Consider the following 20,697-nt stretch of genomic DNA (forward strand, 5'->3'; position numbering starts at 1 on the left):
GGTTGAACAGCAGGGCTATTTCTTTAACGACTTATTCGCCTTCGCCTTTAGAGCTTTCGCTAAAACATCACCAAGGAGGCTGTTCACTTGGTCACATGTTTGAATCTCTGGTTTTTGGATCTCGGCCATCATCGCGACAACTTCATCTTGGGATATATACTTTTCCTCAGCCGCGTTTTTAACCAGACCCGATAGGACTTGGGTGATTTGTTTTTGATCAAAGACACAGTCTGCAAACTGTTCGTTAGACATTGCAAAGGCGTTAGACGAAGTCGCGATCAAAGCCATTAATACGAATGATTTCATACAGTAATCCTTTTTTTTAGTGGAGCGCACAACCTAGGCGGAGGCCGTTTTGATTTCAATGTGAAGCCCCAAAGGTGAATTTTTTTCGTGGATTATTTTCCTTACTGCACTGCGCGCGAATCTTCACCCCTAAGACCAGCGACCCAAGGCTCAGGGTCCTGCAGCAGTGGTCCAACAACTGAGTTTACGTCTTTGTCAGAATGACAAGTGAATGAGCCCTCATGATGAGGGAGATGTATGAAGAAAATGAAAGAGCTGATGGAAGCTCTCGGTTTTAATAAAGACGCGAGTGACGGCGCAAAAAAAGCCTTTATCAACCACCTGATTCGCGAAGCCCACTTCCAAGACTTGCGGCGGAACCCCAACGCGAAACCTCTTCAAATTTTATCCCGGAAGTCCCAATCTTCTGAAATCCATAATAATGAAGAACAGCAACTCTCCTTCCCCCTCGCCAGCTCGGATGATCCCTGATGAGATTCAAATCCCTCCTGGGGCAGAACGGAACAATTGTATTTTCTTTAGTGGCAGGATTTTTTCCACATTAAAATTTGTTCACGAAATATTTCATCAGATCTTATAAAACATAATTTCAACTTGGATCTCAAGTGAGCACGGCCTTTGCTCTTTCAACCCGACAGACAGCAAATTCAATAACGAGAAAGGTTATGTTTATGAATAAAGTATTAATGACAGTAGCAATAGCAGCCCTTGGATTATCTCTCGGCGCTTGCAGCAAAGACGAAAAAGAACAAGCCAACATTCCTTCGGTCGAAACTCCTCAGAGTTTACGAACAATTCGACCAGGAACTGGCAAAGCGTGTCCTCCAGTTCAAGGACGCTACTCTTGTGTCGATGAAAACTCGGCCGAAGTTCGCGAGATCGAGTATGTGCAAGGCACTGACGATCAAGGTCGTCCCGTGTTTTCACAAAAAGGAAATATTCCGACGGATCGTAAACTAGTCACACGCGCGTTTGAGTTCTACGTGATGAGTGTCGAAGGTGGTGTAATCGCCGACGGTTCCATCCAGGACAAATCTATCAATTTTTTAACAGAAACTTTAAATTTGAGATATTCCGTGTCTTGCTCGGATAAAATTTTATCTCTCCAAGTGATCACGGGCGACACGGGTGTTCGTACAACAGTCGAACGCGCGGATAACGGTAACCTCAAGATCGACAACTGGCAAACCGCCGGCGATGGCGTTCAAGTCGGTCGCAGCCAATGTCAGAAACTCCCGTAGTCAAACTCCGAGAACGAGGCCTCTCTTAAGGCCTCTACGTTTAATGATACCAACTCTTTTTAAAAAGGAAGCCTCAAGGCTTCCTTTTTTTTGATCTCGGTGACGGCTGGCACGGATCTTCCATTATCTCATCTTAAACACACTGGGAGTTTCTTAATGTCGATTTTAAACCGTCTAAACGTGTCTGCATCCAATATCGCGGGTTTTACACTGTCTACTTTTTTGATAGCTGCCTGCAGTAACAACAGCAATGCCTCCGCCCCTACGCAGATTCCCGATTTTGACGGTCTCCAGCTTATTCAACCGAAATTTAACGCTCAGGCGCTTCTTCAACAGAGCGAGGCTTTAACCACTCCTCTTAAACAAAGAGAGCAGCTACTATCTTCCCTGGAAACCGAAGAGGCAGCGATCACCCAAGAGATCCAGACTCAGAACCAACGTCTTAAAGCCCTAGAGAGCGAATTGGATTCCATCAACGCAAAACTTAAATCCACCAATCAACAGTTAGGTGAATCCATCCGTGCGGGCCAACCCCTCTATCAATTGATGGGAGAATTCGATACGAATCGGAACCACCGTTTAGAACTCTCTGAGATCAATAACTTCCAGTACGCGCAAAAATTCCATCCCGAATTGCAAAAAGAAATTGCGACATTCAATTCCCAATTGCGAGCCATTGGAGTCAAAATCGAAGAATTTCAACGGGAATATGACCGGGCCAGCTATTACGAAATTATTTTTACAAGTAAACGAAAAAATCTGTTAGCTCAGATTTCGAGTGAACGAACTCAAGAGGTCGGTCTTCGCGAGCAGTTAGCGACTGCGGTTCAAAAGCTCAATGCCGCGATTACAGCGGATTTCGAAAAACTGTCGGTCCAAATTGAACAGCGGCCTGCGAAAAACCCCCATCTTCAAGCCCACGAAGATCTTCGCGCCAAACTTAAAGACACTGAAAACTCGCGAATGGACGTTATCGAAAAAATCCGCTCCCTCAGCAACCAACAGACTCGAAAACGCCGAGAGTTGATCGAAGCTAAAAACAGTCCATCACCGATCGATGCCCACATGAAGTTACTGGTCGAGCAAAAAGCCTCTTTGATTAAAAGACTGGAATCTAAAGAAGTCCTTTCGATCGAAGAGATCGCTTCGGCTCTCATTGTAAAACACATTCGGGATTCGAAAATTGAGAACGTGGATCAAACTCAAGTTCGCGAAATCCTCACAGACCTCGCTGCAACGGCCGCCGGGAGTGATCACAGAAGTCTTAAAGTGAATTACGAAAAAGAAATTTCTAAAAAACTCCATGACGGAAAAACTCTGGTCTACAACAAAGCTGCCGTGTCTATCGTCGACATTTTAAAACGGAACCGTATGCAGTGTTATTCGGGAACGACTCTTCATTTGATGATAAATGAATTGTTAGCTCAGCCGAACAAGTATGCGGTCGTCATTTTGACCTCGGGCCATGTGCTCCCCGGCTTTATCGCGATTGAGAAAAATCAGCTGACGCTTTTTGGAATAGAAACGACTCAGTCCGGAAAAGCTCTGATTAACTTTGGTAAGACCGACGACATTGCCGGCGCTATTCGCGTTTTTGACGCTCGACAATTTCTTTTCCTAGAACTGTTCAAAGGTGAAATCACTAATTTCCAAGATATATACACGTCGATGTTAGCGACGGTTGCGAAATACGGCTTTAAAACTCAGGACTTCGAGCCGATGGACCACTCCATGAGAGTCCACGCGAGTGATCAAATCCTTAATTCCTCACCGGTGGGCTTCGGCATCGCCACAGTGGCCGAGGGAGACCAAATCCGCGAGGAATCCACCGAAATCAGTCTGAATTTGATGTACAAGCGAAGTCTTGCCCAAGCGAATGGGAACCCCGAAGGGGCCATCGTCAACGTCTACCAGATGAAAGAGCCGTACAAGTCCTGCGAAGCCCTCGCGACCCAACTCGGCTACTCGCGCGAACGATTAAGAGAGTCCCGTGGAAGCCAGTTCCGCCACGAATTCTGCTCCCACGAAGGCCAAATCATGCCCTTCGAGTACTTCATGATGACCATCTTCGAAGCCGACCTCGCCTTCCACGAAAAGTGCAAAAACAACACCCCCGAAATGCTAAAAACAGCCCCCAACATGAAATGCGCCGACGACGAAAACAACCTCATCTTCTACAAAGACTACCTCGAAAAATCCCAACCCCAATAACCCAACCCAAAAAAGGAAGCCCCCAAGGCTTCCCTCCCAGAGCAAAAAAAAAGGAAGCCCAAAAGCTTCCTTTTAAAACCACTCAAATAGCAAAAACCTAAAATCGACGAACAGTGACTCTCAACTGAAAGCCTTAAATGAAAATGGGCTTTCGAAGACCTCCCGTTAGCGTGAAGCGATTTCCGACGTCCTGTCGGAAAAACGGGCGAGGGCATGGAGCCCGAGTCTTCGAAAGCCCATTTTCATTTAAGGCTTTCAGTTGACCTGAGTCACTTTAGTTTACATCTTTAAAATCCGCATCAATCACATCATCCCCATTCGCAGTAGGTCCTTCCGGAACATCTTGCTTAGGAGGAGCTTCTTGCCCTGGCTGCTGGGCTTGGCCCGCAGAGGCCGAAGCTTTGTACAAGTCGGAACTCATCTTCTGAGTCACATTTTGTAATCGCTCGTACACACCTTTGAGGTCTTCGATTTTCGCCTCAGTGCCTTTGGCCACTTGGGCTTTGGCTTCATCGATGATGGATTTCGCAGAAGTCACATCGGCCGCATCAAATTTGGCTTCGTTCTCTTTAATCAACTTTTCAGTTTGATAAACGAGACCGTCCAAATCGTTACGTACGGTGATCACTTCTTTTTTCTTCTTATCGGTTTCTGAATTCATCTCAGCATCTTTCACCATCTGCTGGATCTCTTGCTCCGATAAACCAGAACGCGCTTTAATTTGAATATTCTGTTGTTTACCGGTTCCTTTTTCGAGAGCGGAAACATTCAAAATACCATTCGCATCGATATCAAAAGTCACTTCGATCTGCGGAACACCTCGGGCTGCAGGAGGAATTCCTTGCAACTCAAAGCGACCGAGAGATTTGTTATCCGCCGCCATATCGCGCTCCCCTTGAAGAACGTGAATTTCTACGCTCGTCTGGTTGTCCGCCGCTGTGGAGAAGACTTGAGACTTCTTCACAGGAATGGTGGTGTTGCGCTCGATCAATTTGGTCATGACGCCGCCCAAAGTCTCTAGACCGAGGGACAATGGAGTCACATCAAGAAGAAGTACATCTTTCACATCTCCCGCTAAAACTCCACCTTGAATCGCTGCGCCCATGGCGACCACTTCATCAGGGTTTACTGATTTGTTCGTGTCTTTACCGAATAAATCTTTCACCGCTTTTTGAACCGCAGGAATACGAGTGGATCCACCGACAAGTACGATCTCGTCGATATCACTCACGGACCAACCGGCATCAGATAAAGCTTTACGACAAGGCTCCAAAGTTCTTTGCACCAGAGCTTCGGTCAGCTGATCAAACTTTGCGCGAGTGAGCTTCATCACTAAGTGTTTAGGACCCGTTGCATCTGCCGTAATGAACGGAAGATTGATCTCGGTCTCTTGAGTGGATGAAAGTTCGATCTTGGCTTTTTCTGCGCCTTCTTTAAGACGTTGAAGCGCCATTTTGTCGTTCTTTAGATCCACACCTTGATCTTTTTTAAAGCCATCAATCAACCAATCTAAAATCGCTTCGTCAAAGTTATCACCACCTAAGTGCGTATCACCGTTCGTGGCTTTCACTTCCACAACGCTATCACCCACTTCGAGGACAGAAATATCAAAAGTGCCACCACCTAAATCGTAGACGGCAATTTTTTGCTCTTTCTTTTTATCAAAACCGTAAGCGAGAGCAGCTGCCGTCGGCTCGTTGATAATCCGCTTCACTTCAAGACCTGCAATGCGACCGGCATCTTTGGTCGCCTGTCTTTGCGCATCGTTAAAGTAAGCAGGAACCGTAATTACGGCCTCTGTGACCTCTTGACCTAAATAGTCTTCAGCGACTTTTTTAAGTTTGGCGAGAACCGCAGCGCCGATCTCTTCGGGAGATGCGAGTTTCTCTTGGCCTTTATCCGTAATTTTGAACGCGCAATCATTACCCTTTTCAACAACGTTGAACGGCATCTTTTTGATTTCTTCTTGCACTTCCGAAAAACGGCGACCGATAAATCTTTTCGCAGAATAAATTGTATTTGTGGGGTTGGTCACAGCTTGGCGCTTGGCCACCTGACCAACAAGGCGATCTCCATCTTTAAAGGCGACGATGGATGGCGTCGTTCGAGCGCCCTCTTCGTTGACGAGAACTTTAACCTCGCCACCTTCCATAACCGCTACGCAGGAGTTTGTCGTTCCTAAGTCGATTCCTATGATTTTTCCCATGCTCTATTTCTCCTTATTAATGCACTTTCAATGTTTTCAATTTGAGTTCTATTTTGAGTTCGTCAAGATTTTAAGTCCTAAAAAAATCCTTTTTTATCAGAAACTGTCTCACCTTTGTGCGTGGCAATTTCGCGGAGAAGCTTCTCCTCGTCCTTGGTCAACTTTTTAGGAATTCTTACATCCAACTTGAGGCACAAGTCTCCTCGGGCGCTGCCACGAATGTTGGGCACACCCAAGCCTCTCAATTTGAGAATTTGGCCCGTATTACTTCCCGCAGGAATGGTGGTTTTCTTTTTCCCATCGAAGGTCTCCACATCGACTTCGGCGCCCAACAGCGCTTGCAGGTAAGTGATTTCTAAATTGGAATAAAGATCATCGTTCACGCGCTCAAAGCGCTTGTCTTCGCGCACGCGCATCTCGACAAACAAATCTCCCGCCGGTCCATTGCGGAAGCCGCCCTCTCCCTCGCCCGCAATTCGCAAGCGAGTTCCGGTGCTCACACCTTTTGGGACTGTGACACGAATGCGTTTGGTCTCCACCGTGCGGCCTTTGCCTTTGCACATCTTACAAGGATGCCGAATGATTTTTCCTTTTCCACGACAAGCAGGACAGGTGGTTGCCACAGAGAAAAATCCCTGGTTCTGCACCACTTGGCCATTACCACCGCAGGTCGTGCACGTGTCCACGGTTTTGCCGGGCTCAGAGCCCGAGCCGGAACACGTACCGCAGGACACTTCCGTATCAAATTCTAAATCTTTCTCGGCACCTTCGATCACGTCTTTCAAAGTGACCTCGAGCATGTAGCGAAGGTCGGCTCCCCTTTGAGGTCGATTGCTATTGGCCGCACCACCGCGGCGAGCGCCGCCCATTCCACCACCGAAGAAATCCCCAAAGATATCCCCGAAACTTGAGAAGATGTCTTCAACGTTATCAAATCCTTGATGATAACCACCGCCACCGGGCCCTTGGACGCCGGCATGGCCAAAGCGATCATAGCGCGAGCGCTTATCTTGATCGCTCAAAACGCTGTAAGCCTCGGAGGCCTCTTTAAATTTATCTTCGGCGGATTTATCGCCTGGATTTTTATCAGGATGGAACTTCATCGCCAGCTTGCGATAAGCCTTTTTAATTTCGTCAGGAGACGCACTGCGCTCCACGCCTAGAACTGTATAATAATCACGATTCATTTGTGCCCTGTACTCCAGGTGAAAAAATGAGGCGCCTTTTTTTGAGGTCAAGGTCGCAACTCAGATTTTTACGGTTTTCCGAGGGCCTAGGTTTAAAAGGCCTGGAGCTACGAATCAAGGCTTTTCTCGCCTATTTATTGTCAGATTCGCTAAGGATTTTATTCACTTGCTCCAGTCGGTACTTAATTCGCTCTGCGGCGAGCCCGGTGGGTTTCTGGGCTAAGGTATCCTCCAGGACCATCTTCGCGATCTGCGCTTGGCCCATGTGGCTATAGAGGGCGGCAGCGATTGCACTTACGATTGGTGGACCGCCGCTTTTCACGGATTGATTTAAAAGCTGAGCGGCTCGTTTCGGATCTTGGATTTCCCATAAGTAGTGATAACCGGCTTTAAACGCGATCTGCCAATCTTGCGGATAAATCGTAAGTCCCTTCTCAAAAATTAGCCTAGCACCTTCTCTATCATCAACACTCACACTTAAAAAAGTAGCACCTACATCGTAAACAAGTTTATTCCTCGGCTCGACCTCACTTAGCGCATCCAACATTTTATAAACCCAACCTTTGTTGCACTTGGAAGGTTTTAATTTGCGTTCAAGTATACCTGTTAGTTTGTCCCTAGCAGTCTCAAGGGGTAAAACAAAATCCTCCCCACGAAACTTACCCTCTTCGCAATAGTCAATATCTTGGAGAACTCTAATCCAAATTAGGCTAGCGATGAGATCATTATAACCAAGGGTGAAATGTTTGATCTGGGTGGGGGGCGCTATAAAACTTTTCCGCAGCGAAGCGGGTGGTAAGAAATCCTGAGCGATGACTGCCATAAAAAACAATGTGGTAACAATAATCCCATGGACAAAGATCATAAGGTATTATTGATCAAATCATCTGCAACTTTCAACGAGTATATAAAATTATTAATCGAAGAAAAAATAAAAGGCGATGATCCCATCGCCTTTTATTTAGAATGAAATAGGATCGAAATTTACAGGAGCCCTTGGACTGGATTTAGAAGTTGTTTGAGATGATCCATTGTCCAATGGTCTTCGTTACCACCTTGCTTGATTCGAGCCGAGGCTTCTATCAAAAAGGTCACATCAGTAGTTGCAACAGCTTGATTAGCTGCAGTCGGAAAAAAAATTCCAGCGGCAGGCGCTTCTCTCCAAGTCCAAAATGGCACGCAAGCTCCACCACAATCGCACTGAACAGATGTGTTTACACAAGTTGCCATTTCCGGTATCCCGACAGGATTAGGTGTTGCATTATCCACTGTCGTAATTCTGTAATGAACCTGCCCGGTTGGGGCAAAGCCTGTTGAAACAAAGTTCCCCGGATATATACCAATCTCTGCGAAAGTTGCCTGGGCGGCAGTAAAGTAGGAACCTAATAAAGTAAGCCCTTCCTTCTGACGAGCCTTGGCTTGGAAGGTCTGATATTGAGGGATCGCGAAACTGGCGAGAATTGCGATGATCGCGACAACAACCATGAGCTCGATCAACGAGAAACCTCTGTTGTTTTTTACTAAACGTACCATTTTCATACATTACTCCTTAACGTACTTTTTCTGATATTTAAATTCTGCATCATATTTGAAAAATGTCTACTTTTAACTTTGTTACGTCTGTGTTTAGATGGGTTTAAGTATGGCTGACCAAGATTCAATCTCAAAAGGGAACACCAAGGTTTTAGAAAAAACCGAGACCAAAGAACCGTCGTTCTACAAGGTGATCCTACTCAACGATGACTACACTCCCATGGAGTTTGTGACCCATGTTCTGCAAAAATTTTTTAATCAGCCCCGTTCAGCGGCAGAGAATATTATGTTACAGGTCCACAAAACGGGTCGAGGTGTCGCGGGAGTTTTTAATTACGAAGTGGCTGAGACGAAAATGCATCTCGTTAATGCATATTCTGAGCAACAAAAGCACCCACTTCAGTGTACAATAGAAAAGGACGAATGATTCGTCCCAGTGCACCCACGTCGGAGGTAAATATGCTAAGTCCTCAAGTCGAACAGTCCCTCAATCAGGCCATCCACTTCTCTCAAAAAATGCAAAGCGAATTCGTCGGCCTCGAACATATGCTGTGGGCTCTCATCCAACAACCCTCGGTCCAGCAAATCCTAACGCACTTTCAAGTTCCACTGACCCAGCTGCAAAAAGATCTGGAAGACTTTATCGAAACAAAGCTGCCCAAAAATTTAAATACGAAAAAAAACCCTGAGTTCACTTTAGGTGTGCATCGCTTACTTCAGAAGTGCATCATTCAAGTGCAAAGCTCCGGAAGAAGCGCCGTTCAGTGCGAAAACTTGGTCATCGCCATTTTTGAGGAAGACCAGTCCCACGCCTGCTACTTCCTTAAAAAATATGGTCTTGAACAATTCCAGGTGATTCGTTTTGTGTCCCACGGAGCTCGGCGCCAAGTGACCATCAATATCAAAGCCGAGGGAGAGCAGGCCGCACAACCGGGCCAAGCCGTTCCCGCGCTCAAACAGTTTGCGATCAACTTAAACCAATCCGCACTCGAGGGAAAAATCGATCCGGTGGTGGGTCGCGACGATGTGCTCGAACGCGTGATGCAGATTCTCTGTCGCCGCACAAAAAACAATCCGCTCCTCATCGGAGATCCCGGCGTCGGGAAAACGGCTATTGGTGACGGATTGGCTTTAAGAATTGTGGAGGGGCGCGTTCCCTCTCCTCTCAAAGACGCTGTGGTTTACAATTTGGATCTCGGATCACTCATTGCTGGCTCAAAATATCGCGGAGATTTTGAAGAGCGCTTAAAAGCCTTGCTCTTTGAACTCGAGAAAATTCCCAAATCCATTTTATTTATCGACGAGATTCACTCTATTATTGGTGCGGGATCTACGAGCGGCCACTCGCTTGATGCGGCCAACTTACTCAAGCCTTACCTTTCCAAAGGGAAAATTCGTTGCATCGGAGCCACCACCTATAAAGAATTCCGTCAGCATTTTGAAAAAGATCGCGCCCTCTCTCGCCGCTTTCAAACCATCGATGTGAAAGAGCCTTCCCACGAAGAAACCGTCGAGATCCTTCGTGGATTAAAAAAATACTACGAGAACCATCACGGTGTGGTCTTGGCGGACGAAATACTTCCCACCGTTGTCAAACTCGCCTCAAAATATCTTCATGATCGGAAACATCCCGATAAAGCGATCGACATTATCGACGAGGCGGGAGCTTACCTTCATCTCAACAGCCCTATCGAACAGACAAAGGAAATCACCCTCAAAGTTTTAGAAACGGTGGTTTCCAAAATGGCCCAAGTTCCGCTCCAGTCTGTGTCCACCGACGATAACGAGAAACTCAAAACTTTGGATCTTCGCCTGAAGTCGCTCATCTTTGGACAGGACAATGCAATTAAAGCGTTAGTTCAGTCCCTCAAAAATAATCGCGTGGGCTTAGGACGAAATCGCAAGCCGATTGGTTCGTTCTTATTTGCAGGACCCACCGGGGTTGGAAAAACCGAAATCTGTAATCAGCTTTCAAATCACTTGGGCATTCCGCTCATTCGCTTTGATATGAGTGAGTATATGGAAAAGCACGCGGTGGCTCGCTTGATCGGATCTCCTCCGGGCTACGTGGGCTTTGAAGAAGGTGGCCTTCTCACCGAGTCGGTCCACAAAACGCCCTATTGCGTTCTCCTGCTAGACGAGATCGAAAAGGCCCATCCCGATTTGATCAACATCCTTCTGCAGGTGCTGGACAACGGAACACTGACAGATCCTCACGGCAAAACCACACACTTTGAAAACTGCATTATTGTGATGACGACCAACTGTGGCGCCAAAGATGCGATCAAGAGCCAAATTGGATTTAATCCCGCACCGGTATCGACCATTTCCATGGAGGCCATTCGTCAGCACTTTGCCCCAGAATTTTTAAATCGCTTAGATGACGTCGTTCACTTTAACCCTCTCACGCCCGAAATTATCAGCCAAGTGGTGGATAAATTTATTTTTGAGTTTAAAGAACAGCTCAAAGATAAATCGGTCGAGCTCGAGATGGAGGACAGGGTGAAGGAATTTTTATCGCGAAAAGGTTTTGATCCGCTCTATGGGGCTCGTCCCATGATTCGCACCATTCAGCAGAATCTTAAAAATCTTCTCACCGACGATTTACTTTTTGGAAAACTCAAAGATGGTGGCAAAGCGCATTTTTATATGGAGACTCCGGAGCGCGTCGGCGTTCGCTTGAGCGAAAATCAATCGAAGCCTTCGAACAGTCCCAAGGAAAAAGTGAAAGTCTGATGTGGTGGGCGGCCTGTTGTCTCTTATTGATCGTAGCTTGTAGTCATAGCGCCGCCCCGGTCCTCGCCATCCAAGATAACGAAATCGATCTGTACATTCGTGCCAAGACGAGCATCTCCCAAGAAAACCCCAAAGAGGCTTGCGGACATTTTCTCAAACTCTCCCAATCGGCCACATTTGCTCTGAAAGACGTGGCTCACGTCCAAGCATTAAATTTTTGCCCCACGGAGCAAGTCAAAGAGAGTCTCAATCGACCTGTCCCGGATTGGTTAAAGAAGGAAGAGCGCAATGCTCAATTGAAGCATCAATCCACCGATACCGAAAAAGCCCTACTCATCATCGAAACGCCTCAGTATTTTTTATCCAGAGATCGCGTCCTCACCTACCAAAAAGCTTTAACCGACGGTGAGATCTCCACCGACTCTCGAAAGAAGATTCAAGATGCACTCTACGCTATCGCTCCCCGCTTTAATCCTAAGCCAGAACCTAAAGATGTGTTTCGAGTCTCTAAGGACTTGCGATCCGTGCGCGACTTTGAAAAAGCCCGCAAACTTTTAAGCGCGGTGGCCAAGGACAAGAAACAAAGCATCGAAAATCGAATGATGGCCCTCAAAGAAATTTATCAGACTTATAAAATTCAGCGCCATCTTAAAAAGCAATACCTCGATTCTGCCAAACAATGGGCCGAGTTGATCAAACCGGGAACACCGGAGTTTAAAAAACACATCTCCCTCTTTGCCGAGGCCAATTACACCCGTCTTCGCACCCTCTGGACCGAGTCGGGGACCGACGAGCCACTAAAAATTATCGATAAATTAGAAAAGCAGCTGAGCGGAGTGTATTCTCGCCATGATTTATTCTGGCTGCGCGCTAAGATGTTCGAAGAAAAAAACGATGCGCCCCAAGCGATTATAAATTTCGAAAAAGCTCTCAAAGAGCCTAATATTGGAGTTCGCGATCAAGAGAAGGTGTTGTGGTCTTTAGCTTGGCTTCAACTCAAACAAAAAGATTTCGTTGGAGCTAAAACTCACTTGAGCGCCGCCGTAGCGCTGAAAGATGTCAGCCCCTTCGCCAAATTTAAATACACCTTCTGGCTTGCTGAAGCGGAACTGCGGAACAATCTCGTCGATGAATCTCACAAGCTCTTTCATCAACTGACTCAAGAAGATACTTTTGGTTTTTACGGCATCATGGCTCATCAACGGTTACAGAAAAGTTTTCCGGCGCTGAACTCCGCCCCCAGCGAAGTTCGCATCACTCTTCTCTCTGAAGAAGACCGGAAAATTTTTAACGCCCTTGTTTCCACGCGAGAGACAGATCTTGCCTCGCAGTTTCTTTCTTTTACATTTATTTCCAAAAAGCGTGTTTTAGATCTTTCGCAAGAAGAGGCCGAGCAACTCTTTCAACTCTTAACGAAAGCCAAGAATTATAAAATGGTCTTTGATATTTTTAACCAGATCCCCTTTGATCAACAGCGAAAGATTTTGGCGAACCATCCTGAGATCTTGTTTCCGCGACCGTTTAATGACGTGGTCGAAGCGGCCGCCACTAAAAGTGCGATTGAGGCGGAGCTGATCTATTCCATTATGCGCCAAGAGTCCTCTTTTGATGCTCAAGCACGAAGCCCCATGGATGCCATGGGCCTTTTGCAACTCCTGCCGGAGGTGGCGCAAAGAATCGCCAAACGCCTGCAAATTCCCTACAACAGCTACGACGATCTCAACGACGCTCCGACCAATATTGCCATCGGGGCCGATCTTTTAAGAACCCAGCAGAAACGCTTTGATGATAAATTCATTCTTTACGTGGCGTCGTACAATGCCTCGGACTCGGCGGTGAAGCAGTGGCATAATCGCGAATACAGTGATCCCATAGAATTTATCGAGAGTATCCCGTACGAGGAAACAAAGTCCTACGTCAAATTAGTGATGCGCAACTACATCATCTATAAAAAGCTCCGCTTTGGCGAAGATTTTAAAACATTCCCCCAGCATCTTTTATCCCTTTGAGATCCTTCGCCTCGCTCAGGATGAGTATGGTTTTTTTGGATTTCGTTAGCCCTGGCATTCCCCTTGCTCTGTCCAATTTCTAAAGGTTTTATAAGACCCTCCGTTGTTGCTGAAGGCTTCAGCATGGCTATTGTTTTTACAACAGCGACAATTTGCGGTGACGGCGATGCCGAGGTAAGGGAAAACTCAACACATGCGCGCTTTTTTTCTTGGCTTGATTTTAATATATCTGCCACTATCAAGGTACGCCGAAGCCAGTCGCTGCAGTGATATCTTTACCGGCCGAGTGGTGGTGCGCGGGAGACCACGTTTGACAGATCAAACCATTAATAAAATCTTTATCACTCAAGAAGGCATCGGCCAGCATTACGCCAAAGTGAAAATGGCCGAAAAAACCGGTGTTCCTTTAGATCATATCTTGCAACTCGGCCCAAAGACGGAGCTCAAAAAATCAGAGCTCGAAAAAATTAGACAATATGCCGAAGAGTCCATCGCCGAAGAAGTCTTCCCGGCAGTCCTGAGCCCAGAGGGGAAAGTGTATATTGTTGATGGCCACCACAATCTTTACATGGCCGTGCTGGCAGGAATGGATTTAAATACCTCGCACGTCAAATTAAGAATTGTGAGAGACTACACCAATAAAACCATGGAATTTTTCGTAGAAGATCTTGTCACCCAACATTTAGTTTACGATAAATCAAAGACACTACTCACCCGACCGAAAACCATTGTCGAAGTGGAAGACAACATCGAGCGCAGCTTGATTGGTCTCGCCTTTTTAAGAATTGCCGATAAATATGAAATCCCTTTTAAAGGCACTAATTTCGTCCCGTTTGTGCAGTTTTATTTGGGCGATTTGATCACCAGCAAAAAACTCTTTGTCTTTAACAAGGACTACTCTCACGACAATATCAAAGCGCTTTCGAAAGTGATCATTAACCACCCTGTGCTCTTAAAATTCCTCTCGGACTCTCTGGCGAAAGGGGCCTCCCCTAAAGTCATCGCCTTCCTTAAAGAGAGACAAGAGCTCCTTCGGCAAGAAAGCCAAAACGATTCAAGCGCCGAGGACAAGAAGTAAAAATATCTGGCCTCCCAACGAAAATGGGAATAGGTCTCCGTCTCATCTCGAGACTGTCTACAGGAGCGACACCCCCTGTGCAGAGTAGACAATTGAGCCCCCCGTATTATTGCGAGAACCCATAAAATTCAGCAACTTAGATTGTGTCCGATTTGGCCCCCTCCTTGCTCTTATTCAAGGTATCGGGGGTTCCATGTTTTCATACAAGTTCTTTGCAGCCGTACCAATGGTGTTAGGTGTAAGCCTCATCTCTTACAGTGTTTTAAAGACACAACAGCCTCAACACTCGCCGCAAAGAAAAGCCGCCAACGCTTCCATTTTAAAGAAGCGCACGATTCAAAACAAACCGGCTCCCAAAGGAACTCTTTTTACAAAAACGGAACCCAACAAATCGATGCTCCTCAACGATCCAGATATTAATAAAAACTGGGGCCTTAAAATTTCCGACGCCTTAAGAGGCCGTGGAATTACCGAAGGCAGTAAAGACGTCATCGTTGCGGTGATCGACACCGGTATGGATGTCATGCACCAAGATTTAAAGAATAACTTATGGGTCAATCCTGGAGAATCCGGTCTTGATAGCAAAGGCCGCGATAAAGCCACTAACGGAATTGACGACGACAAAAACGGTTACGTCGATGACGTCAACGGTTGGAACTTCGTCAATAACAACAACAAACTCGATGATAACCATGGCCACGGAACTCATATTTCGGGAATCATCGGTGCTGAAGGTGGAAACAACTTCGGAATCACAGGGATTGCATCTAAAGTGAGTTTAATGGTGATCAAGTATTACGATCCCAAATTTCAGACGAACAACTTAGAGAACACCATCAAAGCGATCAATTACGCCACAGCGATGAAGGCTCACATCATCAACTACTCGGGCGGTGGAACTGAGTACAGCCAGCAGGAGTTCGAAGCGATTCGCAAATCTCGCAGCGAAGGTATTCTTTTCGTCGCTGCTGCCGGAAACGAACATAGCAACTCCGATAAACAGAAGTACTACCCCGCCAACTACGACCTCGACAATATTATTTCTGTCACCGCTATCAATCCAAGTCTTAAAGTTCTTCCTTCAAGCAACTACGGTGTTCGTACCGTACACGTTGCAGCTCCTGGCGAAGAGATCTATTCCACTTGGCCCGGAAACACTTTCGGTAACCTCACAGGAACTTCGCAAGCCACAGCCTTCGCTTCGGGCCTAGCCGTCTTGATCAAAGCCAATCATCCTGACTTTAACTACCTCTCGGTCAAGAACCATATTCTAAAGACCGGAGACGAATACCCTTGGCTTCGCTCAAAGACAGGAACTTCTAAGAAGTTGAATATCTACAAGGCCCTTACAACTTTGGATCAAGGCGTATCCGCCTCGGGAATCATCGCTTCCAACACCACGGGCTTTAAAGAAGGCACTTTTGCATCGGATCCGCAGCTCGCACAGTCCAGCCCCACCACGGAGTTCGTTGATTTCGGAAAGTCTCTGATGAAGTCTTTAGGCAACGACACTCTTTACCGCAACATTAACCAAGAGTAATTAGGTAACAGTTCCCTTTTGGAAATGCGATATAAAATCAAACAAACTTGTTTGATTTTATATCGCATTTCCAAAAGGGAACTGTTACCTAATTACCTAATTATGCCTTAAAACCTGGAGGGTGCTGTACGATGCTCCCATCAGTACGATCGCGAAAATCATTTGCTGAAGCGGAAAGCCTTGGCCCAGCGCAAAGACCATAAAGAACACGCCGACGAAAAACATAAAATAGAGAATATATTTAAAAGTTCGTAGGACGGAGGGATTCCACAGATAATCCTCGCGGCTCTCGTCGGTCTTTGGGCTCACGGTGTTTTCGCCGAGAACACGGGCCCGCTTCATCATAAATTCTGCGATATCGTCGGAGACATCTTTGGCCAGAAGCTGCTGATACTGATGGACCACGTAAGGAAGAGCTCGGCGCTGGTAGCAGTAATTCAGAAATCGGTCGTGGACCTCTCGCGAAGTATATGAGGCTAAAACCTTATCCCACTCGCGCTCTAAAGCCTCGCACTCGTAGGAGTTGAGGTGCATGAGTGCGGGAATTGTGATTTTAATTCGCTTTTCGAGGGACACCCGCTTGAAGTTGCTTAATAAAATTCCACAGGAGGCGCATTCGGTGGCGTTCTCAGGAAGAAATTCTAAGCACGAAGGACAATTTTCTACCTTCGGCAGCAACATTTCTCGTGTGACTTGAGGTTGTTGGGACAACCCGTCTTGGCCCAATTTCATTGGAGGCCTCTCCTCATTTATGTTAACTTTCTGGAATGCAACGAATTGAGAAAGTTAAGAGCTTCTTTAAAACCTACGCTCTGCCTATTTTAACAGGCTTTATCATGGGGACAACTTATATTCCATTCCCTCCATGGGCGACAGCGTTTTATCTCGTTCCTCTTTGGATTTTTTGGATAAAAAATGCAAATTCTCCACGCCGAATCTTTTGGGGAACGTGGATGACCCAGTTTATTTTTAGTTTAATAGGATTTCATTGGGTGGCTCATACCGTAAAGGAGTTTGGGGGCTTCCCCATGCCGGTGGCGATCGTTATTCTTTTGCTTTACTGCAGCGCTATTCACCTCTACTACCCGCTGGCAGGTCTCCTCTGGTCTTACGCGCAAAAACGAGTCCCTCAGTTTTGGAGCTGGCTGCTCCTCCCTTTAAGTTTATCGTTGGCGGAGCTCATGTTCCCCAATCTGTTCTTTTGGCACTTTGGCTACTCGTGGCTTTGGGCCAAGCTTCCCGGAGCGCAGGCCGCAGAGTGGATTGGTTTTTACGGACTCAATCTGTTTATTCTTTTTATAAATCTCTGCGTTTTGATTTTTTGGCTCACGCGAAAGAAAAGGGCGTTGGTCGCGGCTTTTGCCCTCTTTATTATTCCCAATCTCGCGGGATGGTATTTACAGAATCGATTTGTCGAAGGAGAAAAAACCATCAACGCTTTGGTGATTCAGGCCAATATCGGGAATAACATTAAATCCCATCAGCAAGAGGGCCCGCAGCTCCATGATTTTATCATCAATCGCTTCTTACAATTGACAGATCAAGGATTAAAAGATTTTCCCGAAACTCAACTCATACTCTGGCCAGAGACCGCCTATCCCAACTGGCTCACCACTGATAAAAGGAAAAATAGTTACCAGCGTCGTTTGCAATACTTCGTCAACGCCATTGGAATTCCGCTGTTGACCGGAGCTTACCGCAGTGACGCTCGCTCAAAAACTTACAATTCCATGGTTCTCATCGACAGCAAAGGCGAGATCCGCGACCACTACGATAAAACAATGCTATTGGCCTTTGGTGAATACTTTCCGGGATCCAGCTACTTCCCCAAACTCATCGAATGGTTCCCGATGGTCTCTGATTTCGGGCGAGGCCCGGGGGCTGGCACAATTAAAGTCGATGATCTTCCGCGCTTTGGGGGACAGATTTGTTACGAGGCCCTGTTTGATTCTTTCACTCGCGACCTCTACACACAGGGAACTGAAATTATCGTCAACCTCACCAACGATTCTTGGTTTGGAAAAGACTTTGAGCCCTTTCAACATTTGTACATCACGATGGCACGCGCCATTGAGTTTCGACTCCCTCTGATTCGTTCGACCAATACCGGAATTTCCACGATGATCACCGCGGGCGGAAAAATGCAGACGTTTTCGCCTCGACATGAAGAGTGGGTGGGAATGTTTCGTATTCCTTACCGCGAGAACCCACCCCCCACGGTCTACTCCTATTTTGCGGGGCTATGGCACTGGATCATTCTCGCTTTATTTCTCTGCGTTTTCCTTGGAGGCATGTATGCAGCAAAAGTTTCTGCAAAATCTAGAAACGATTGATTGGCCAAAGATCGTTCGCCACCTCGCCTCGTTCGCCACCAGCAGCGAGGCTCGCGATCTTCTCCATCAAACGTCTCCGCTAGAGTCTCAAGCCCTTGCGCAGGCGAATTTTCAGCGCATTGCCGAGGCGCAAGAGCTTTTAAGTGCCGGCGAACGGCCTTTTATGGAAAGTCTTGATCTTTATCACTCGTGGTTCCATCGCCTCGAAAAGCAATCTCAGTTGAAACCGCTCGAACTCAAAGACATTCGCCTATTTTTTTTAGAGGCTTTGTCTTTACGTAAAATTATCACAACCAATCCTAAAGATTGGAGTAAGACGATCGCGGAAAGCTTAATCGATGCCGAAGAACCACTCTCCGCGATCGATCATTTGATCACCCCTCAAGCGGAGATTCGCATCGATGCCAGCGAAAAACTTTACAATCTCTATAATGAGAAAAAGGCCCAGACTCATAAAATTCAAAATACGCTCAATTCCATAGTTAGAAAGAACGACAACGATAATTACCTGCAAGAAAAATTCGTGACCAATCGCGAGGGTCGATGGGTGATTCCCGTAAAGAGCGGCATGCGCTACGAGGTCCCTGGAATCATTCATGCGACGAGTACGACAAAACAAACCGTTTTCGTCGAACCTCAAGATGTTGTTCCCTTGAACAATCAACTGAAACGCATCGAAGCAGAGATCGAAGAAGAGATCGAGAACTTACTCAATCAAATTTCTCGCTATCTTCAATCGCTTCTGACGGATATCATCACCACTAAAGAGTTAATGCTTGAGTGTGATGTTCGATTCGCGCAAGCTCAGTTCAGTGGGGCTCTCAACGCGCGGCCCGTGATTTTTTCCGACGAAGAAATGGAATTGGCTGAAGTTCGCCATCCCATCATGATTATCAATTCCGAAAAAGTGATTCCCAACACGGTTCGCTTAAACACCAAGGAACGAATCCTTCTCCTGTCTGGCCCGAACGCCGGTGGAAAAACAGTTCTTCTCAAGTGCTGTGGCATTGCCGCGCAGATGGCTCGTTGTGGGTTACCGATTTGTGCGTCCGAGAACTCGCGCATTCCTTTCTTTAAAGATATTATCGTCGCGGTGGGAGACTCGCAGAGTGTGGATTCGCAACTGAGCACTTTTGTGGGTCACCTCAAAGCGCTAAATGCCGCTTGCGAAGTGACTGGTCCATCTTCGTTGATTTTGATCGACGAAATCTGTGGCTCTACGGATCCCGAAGAGGGCTCGGCATTGGCGCGCGGATTTATCCAATTTTATTCACAGAACCAATCCTTTGCGGTGATTACGTCTCACTTAGGCCCCCTCAAGGCCGGCTGGAAAGAGGACTCGGGAGTTGTGAATGGCTCTATGGAATACAATCGCAGTACGGGATCTTCGACTTATCATTTCGTCAAAGGTTTACCGGGACAATCCTTAGCTTTCAGCACCGCAAAACGCGTCGGCGTTAAAAGCGAAGTTTTCGAAATGGCGCAAAAATATTTAAGCCCGGAAACACGACTGCGCTTAGAGGCCTTGGATGATATCGAAAAGCTCAAGGGCCAAGCTCGCGAAATGCGCGAGGAGCTCGAAGCGAAAATTCGCGAGACTCAGGTCGAAAAAGAGAACATGCTCAAGCGTTTAAAGGATTTTGATCGCGATCGTGAAAAACTCTTAAGGGAAGAGGTCAACAAACTCAAAGATAAATTTGTCGAAGAGTCTAAAAAGAGCAATTTGCAGAAAATCTTTACCGATCACGAGCGCCGCTCGAATATCGTCCTCGATTTTCCGGAGATCATTAAGGCACCCGCAGAAGAAACCTATACCCTCGAGAAATTCACGAAAGCTTTTCCACCGGGATCGCCCGTGTATATCAATTCTCTGCAACGAGATGGGGTGGTTCAGAGTGCACCGAACAAGCAAGGAGAGGTGCAGATTCTTGCGGGCTCCATGCGGATGGCCGTCTCGTGGGAAGATCTCAAGCCCCCCAAGCGAGCGACCAATCCTCTGAATAAACGAAATATGAACACTCCCGTGCATTTTGAGATTGCCGACAAAGGCGATACTCTCGACGTTCGTGGAAAGAATGTGGCCACCGCCATTGAGGATCTCGAATCCTTCCTCGACTCTGCACTGATTCGCCGTCACGAGCGCGTGAAGGTGGTGCATGGTCATGGATCCGAAGCGCTCAAAAAAGCCATTCGCAACCACCTCTCCAGAAGCATCTACGTCAACCGCTGGGCCTCAACAATGGACTCCAACGGAGACGACGGCTCCACCTGGATCTACCTCGCCCTCGAATAGCCCGAACCGTGTCCGGCGGGTGCG

General features: G+C 46.8%; 16 protein-coding genes. 10 read left to right on the forward strand and 6 right to left on the reverse strand.

Features of this window, described 5'->3' with window-relative positions; all coding sequences use genetic code 11:
* Positions 1 to 15: 15 nt before the first annotated feature.
* Positions 16 to 306 (reverse strand): hypothetical protein, encoded by a 291-nt coding sequence (locus tag K2Q26_07105; protein ID MBY0315269.1) that lies wholly within the window; start codon positions 304 to 306, stop codon positions 16 to 18.
* Between the two features lie 237 nt (positions 307 to 543).
* Between K2Q26_07105 and K2Q26_07110 the strand changes: the two genes are divergently transcribed.
* The 3 genes from K2Q26_07110 (at position 544) to K2Q26_07120 (ending at position 3,758) form a co-directional block, all read left to right on the forward strand.
* A complete protein-coding gene (locus tag K2Q26_07110) occupies positions 544 to 777 on the forward strand; it encodes a hypothetical protein (protein MBY0315270.1) in 234 nt (77 codons plus the stop codon).
* A 200-nt stretch (positions 778 to 977) separates the two neighbouring features.
* The gene (locus K2Q26_07115; protein ID MBY0315271.1) at positions 978 to 1,547 is read left to right on the forward strand and encodes a hypothetical protein; all 570 of its coding nucleotides are present in this window, start codon (positions 978 to 980) and stop codon (positions 1,545 to 1,547) included.
* Between the two features lie 156 nt (positions 1,548 to 1,703).
* Complete coding sequence (locus K2Q26_07120) at positions 1,704 to 3,758, forward strand: hypothetical protein (protein MBY0315272.1); 2,055 nt, start codon at positions 1,704 to 1,706, stop codon at positions 3,756 to 3,758.
* Between the two features lie 274 nt (positions 3,759 to 4,032).
* Here K2Q26_07120 and dnaK read toward each other — a convergent pair whose 3' ends face one another.
* The 4 genes from dnaK to K2Q26_07140 form a co-directional block, all read right to left on the reverse strand.
* Positions 4,033 to 5,964 carry a molecular chaperone DnaK gene (gene dnaK, locus K2Q26_07125; protein MBY0315273.1) on the reverse strand — a complete coding sequence of 644 codons (1,932 nt, stop codon included), beginning with the start codon at positions 5,962 to 5,964 and terminating at the stop codon, positions 4,033 to 4,035.
* 77 nt (positions 5,965 to 6,041) lie between these two features.
* The gene (gene dnaJ, locus K2Q26_07130) at positions 6,042 to 7,151 is read right to left on the reverse strand and encodes a molecular chaperone DnaJ (GenBank protein ID MBY0315274.1); all 1,110 of its coding nucleotides are present in this window, start codon (positions 7,149 to 7,151) and stop codon (positions 6,042 to 6,044) included.
* A 130-nt stretch (positions 7,152 to 7,281) separates the two neighbouring features.
* Entirely contained in the window at positions 7,282 to 8,016 is a 735-nt protein-coding gene (locus K2Q26_07135; GenBank protein MBY0315275.1) for a hypothetical protein, read from the reverse strand.
* Positions 8,017 to 8,135: 119 nt separating this feature from the next.
* Positions 8,136 to 8,684: a prepilin-type N-terminal cleavage/methylation domain-containing protein gene (locus K2Q26_07140; protein MBY0315276.1), complete on the reverse strand. Its 549-nt coding sequence runs from the start codon at positions 8,682 to 8,684 to the stop codon at positions 8,136 to 8,138.
* A gap of 109 nt (positions 8,685 to 8,793) precedes the next feature.
* Here K2Q26_07140 and clpS point away from each other — a divergent pair, with 109 nt between their 5' ends.
* The 5 genes from clpS (at position 8,794) to K2Q26_07165 (ending at position 16,047) form a co-directional block, all read left to right on the forward strand.
* Complete coding sequence (gene clpS, locus K2Q26_07145; GenBank protein MBY0315277.1) at positions 8,794 to 9,111, forward strand: ATP-dependent Clp protease adapter ClpS; 318 nt, start codon at positions 8,794 to 8,796, stop codon at positions 9,109 to 9,111.
* 32 nt (positions 9,112 to 9,143) lie between these two features.
* Complete coding sequence (gene clpA / locus K2Q26_07150; GenBank protein ID MBY0315278.1) at positions 9,144 to 11,420, forward strand: ATP-dependent Clp protease ATP-binding subunit ClpA; 2,277 nt, start codon at positions 9,144 to 9,146, stop codon at positions 11,418 to 11,420.
* Positions 11,420 to 13,429 carry a lytic transglycosylase domain-containing protein gene (locus K2Q26_07155; GenBank protein ID MBY0315279.1) on the forward strand — a complete coding sequence of 670 codons (2,010 nt, stop codon included), beginning with the start codon at positions 11,420 to 11,422 and terminating at the stop codon, positions 13,427 to 13,429. Before clpA ends, K2Q26_07155 begins: the two co-directional genes overlap by 1 nt.
* A gap of 193 nt (positions 13,430 to 13,622) precedes the next feature.
* Positions 13,623 to 14,507, forward strand: coding sequence for a hypothetical protein (locus K2Q26_07160; GenBank protein ID MBY0315280.1), 885 nt, complete (start codon positions 13,623 to 13,625; stop codon positions 14,505 to 14,507).
* Between the two features lie 193 nt (positions 14,508 to 14,700).
* A complete protein-coding gene (locus tag K2Q26_07165) occupies positions 14,701 to 16,047 on the forward strand; it encodes a S8 family serine peptidase (GenBank protein ID MBY0315281.1) in 1,347 nt (448 codons plus the stop codon).
* Between the two features lie 96 nt (positions 16,048 to 16,143).
* Here the strand turns inward: K2Q26_07165 and K2Q26_07170 are convergent, their stop codons facing one another.
* Positions 16,144 to 16,779: a hypothetical protein gene (locus K2Q26_07170; GenBank protein ID MBY0315282.1), complete on the reverse strand. Its 636-nt coding sequence runs from the start codon at positions 16,777 to 16,779 to the stop codon at positions 16,144 to 16,146.
* A gap of 221 nt (positions 16,780 to 17,000) precedes the next feature.
* Here K2Q26_07170 and lnt point away from each other — a divergent pair, with 221 nt between their 5' ends.
* Positions 17,001 to 18,380, forward strand: a complete 1,380-nt coding sequence (gene lnt / locus K2Q26_07175) for an apolipoprotein N-acyltransferase (protein ID MBY0315283.1) — start codon at positions 17,001 to 17,003, stop codon at positions 18,378 to 18,380.
* Complete coding sequence (locus tag K2Q26_07180) at positions 18,343 to 20,673, forward strand: Smr/MutS family protein (protein MBY0315284.1); 2,331 nt, start codon at positions 18,343 to 18,345, stop codon at positions 20,671 to 20,673. The genes lnt and K2Q26_07180 overlap by 38 nt, the downstream gene beginning before the upstream one ends.
* Positions 20,674 to 20,697 lie beyond the last annotated feature (24 nt).

It is taken from the genome of Bdellovibrionales bacterium (assembly GCA_019750295.1).
Classification (GTDB): domain Bacteria; phylum Bdellovibrionota; class Bdellovibrionia; order Bdellovibrionales; family JAGQZY01; genus JAIEOS01.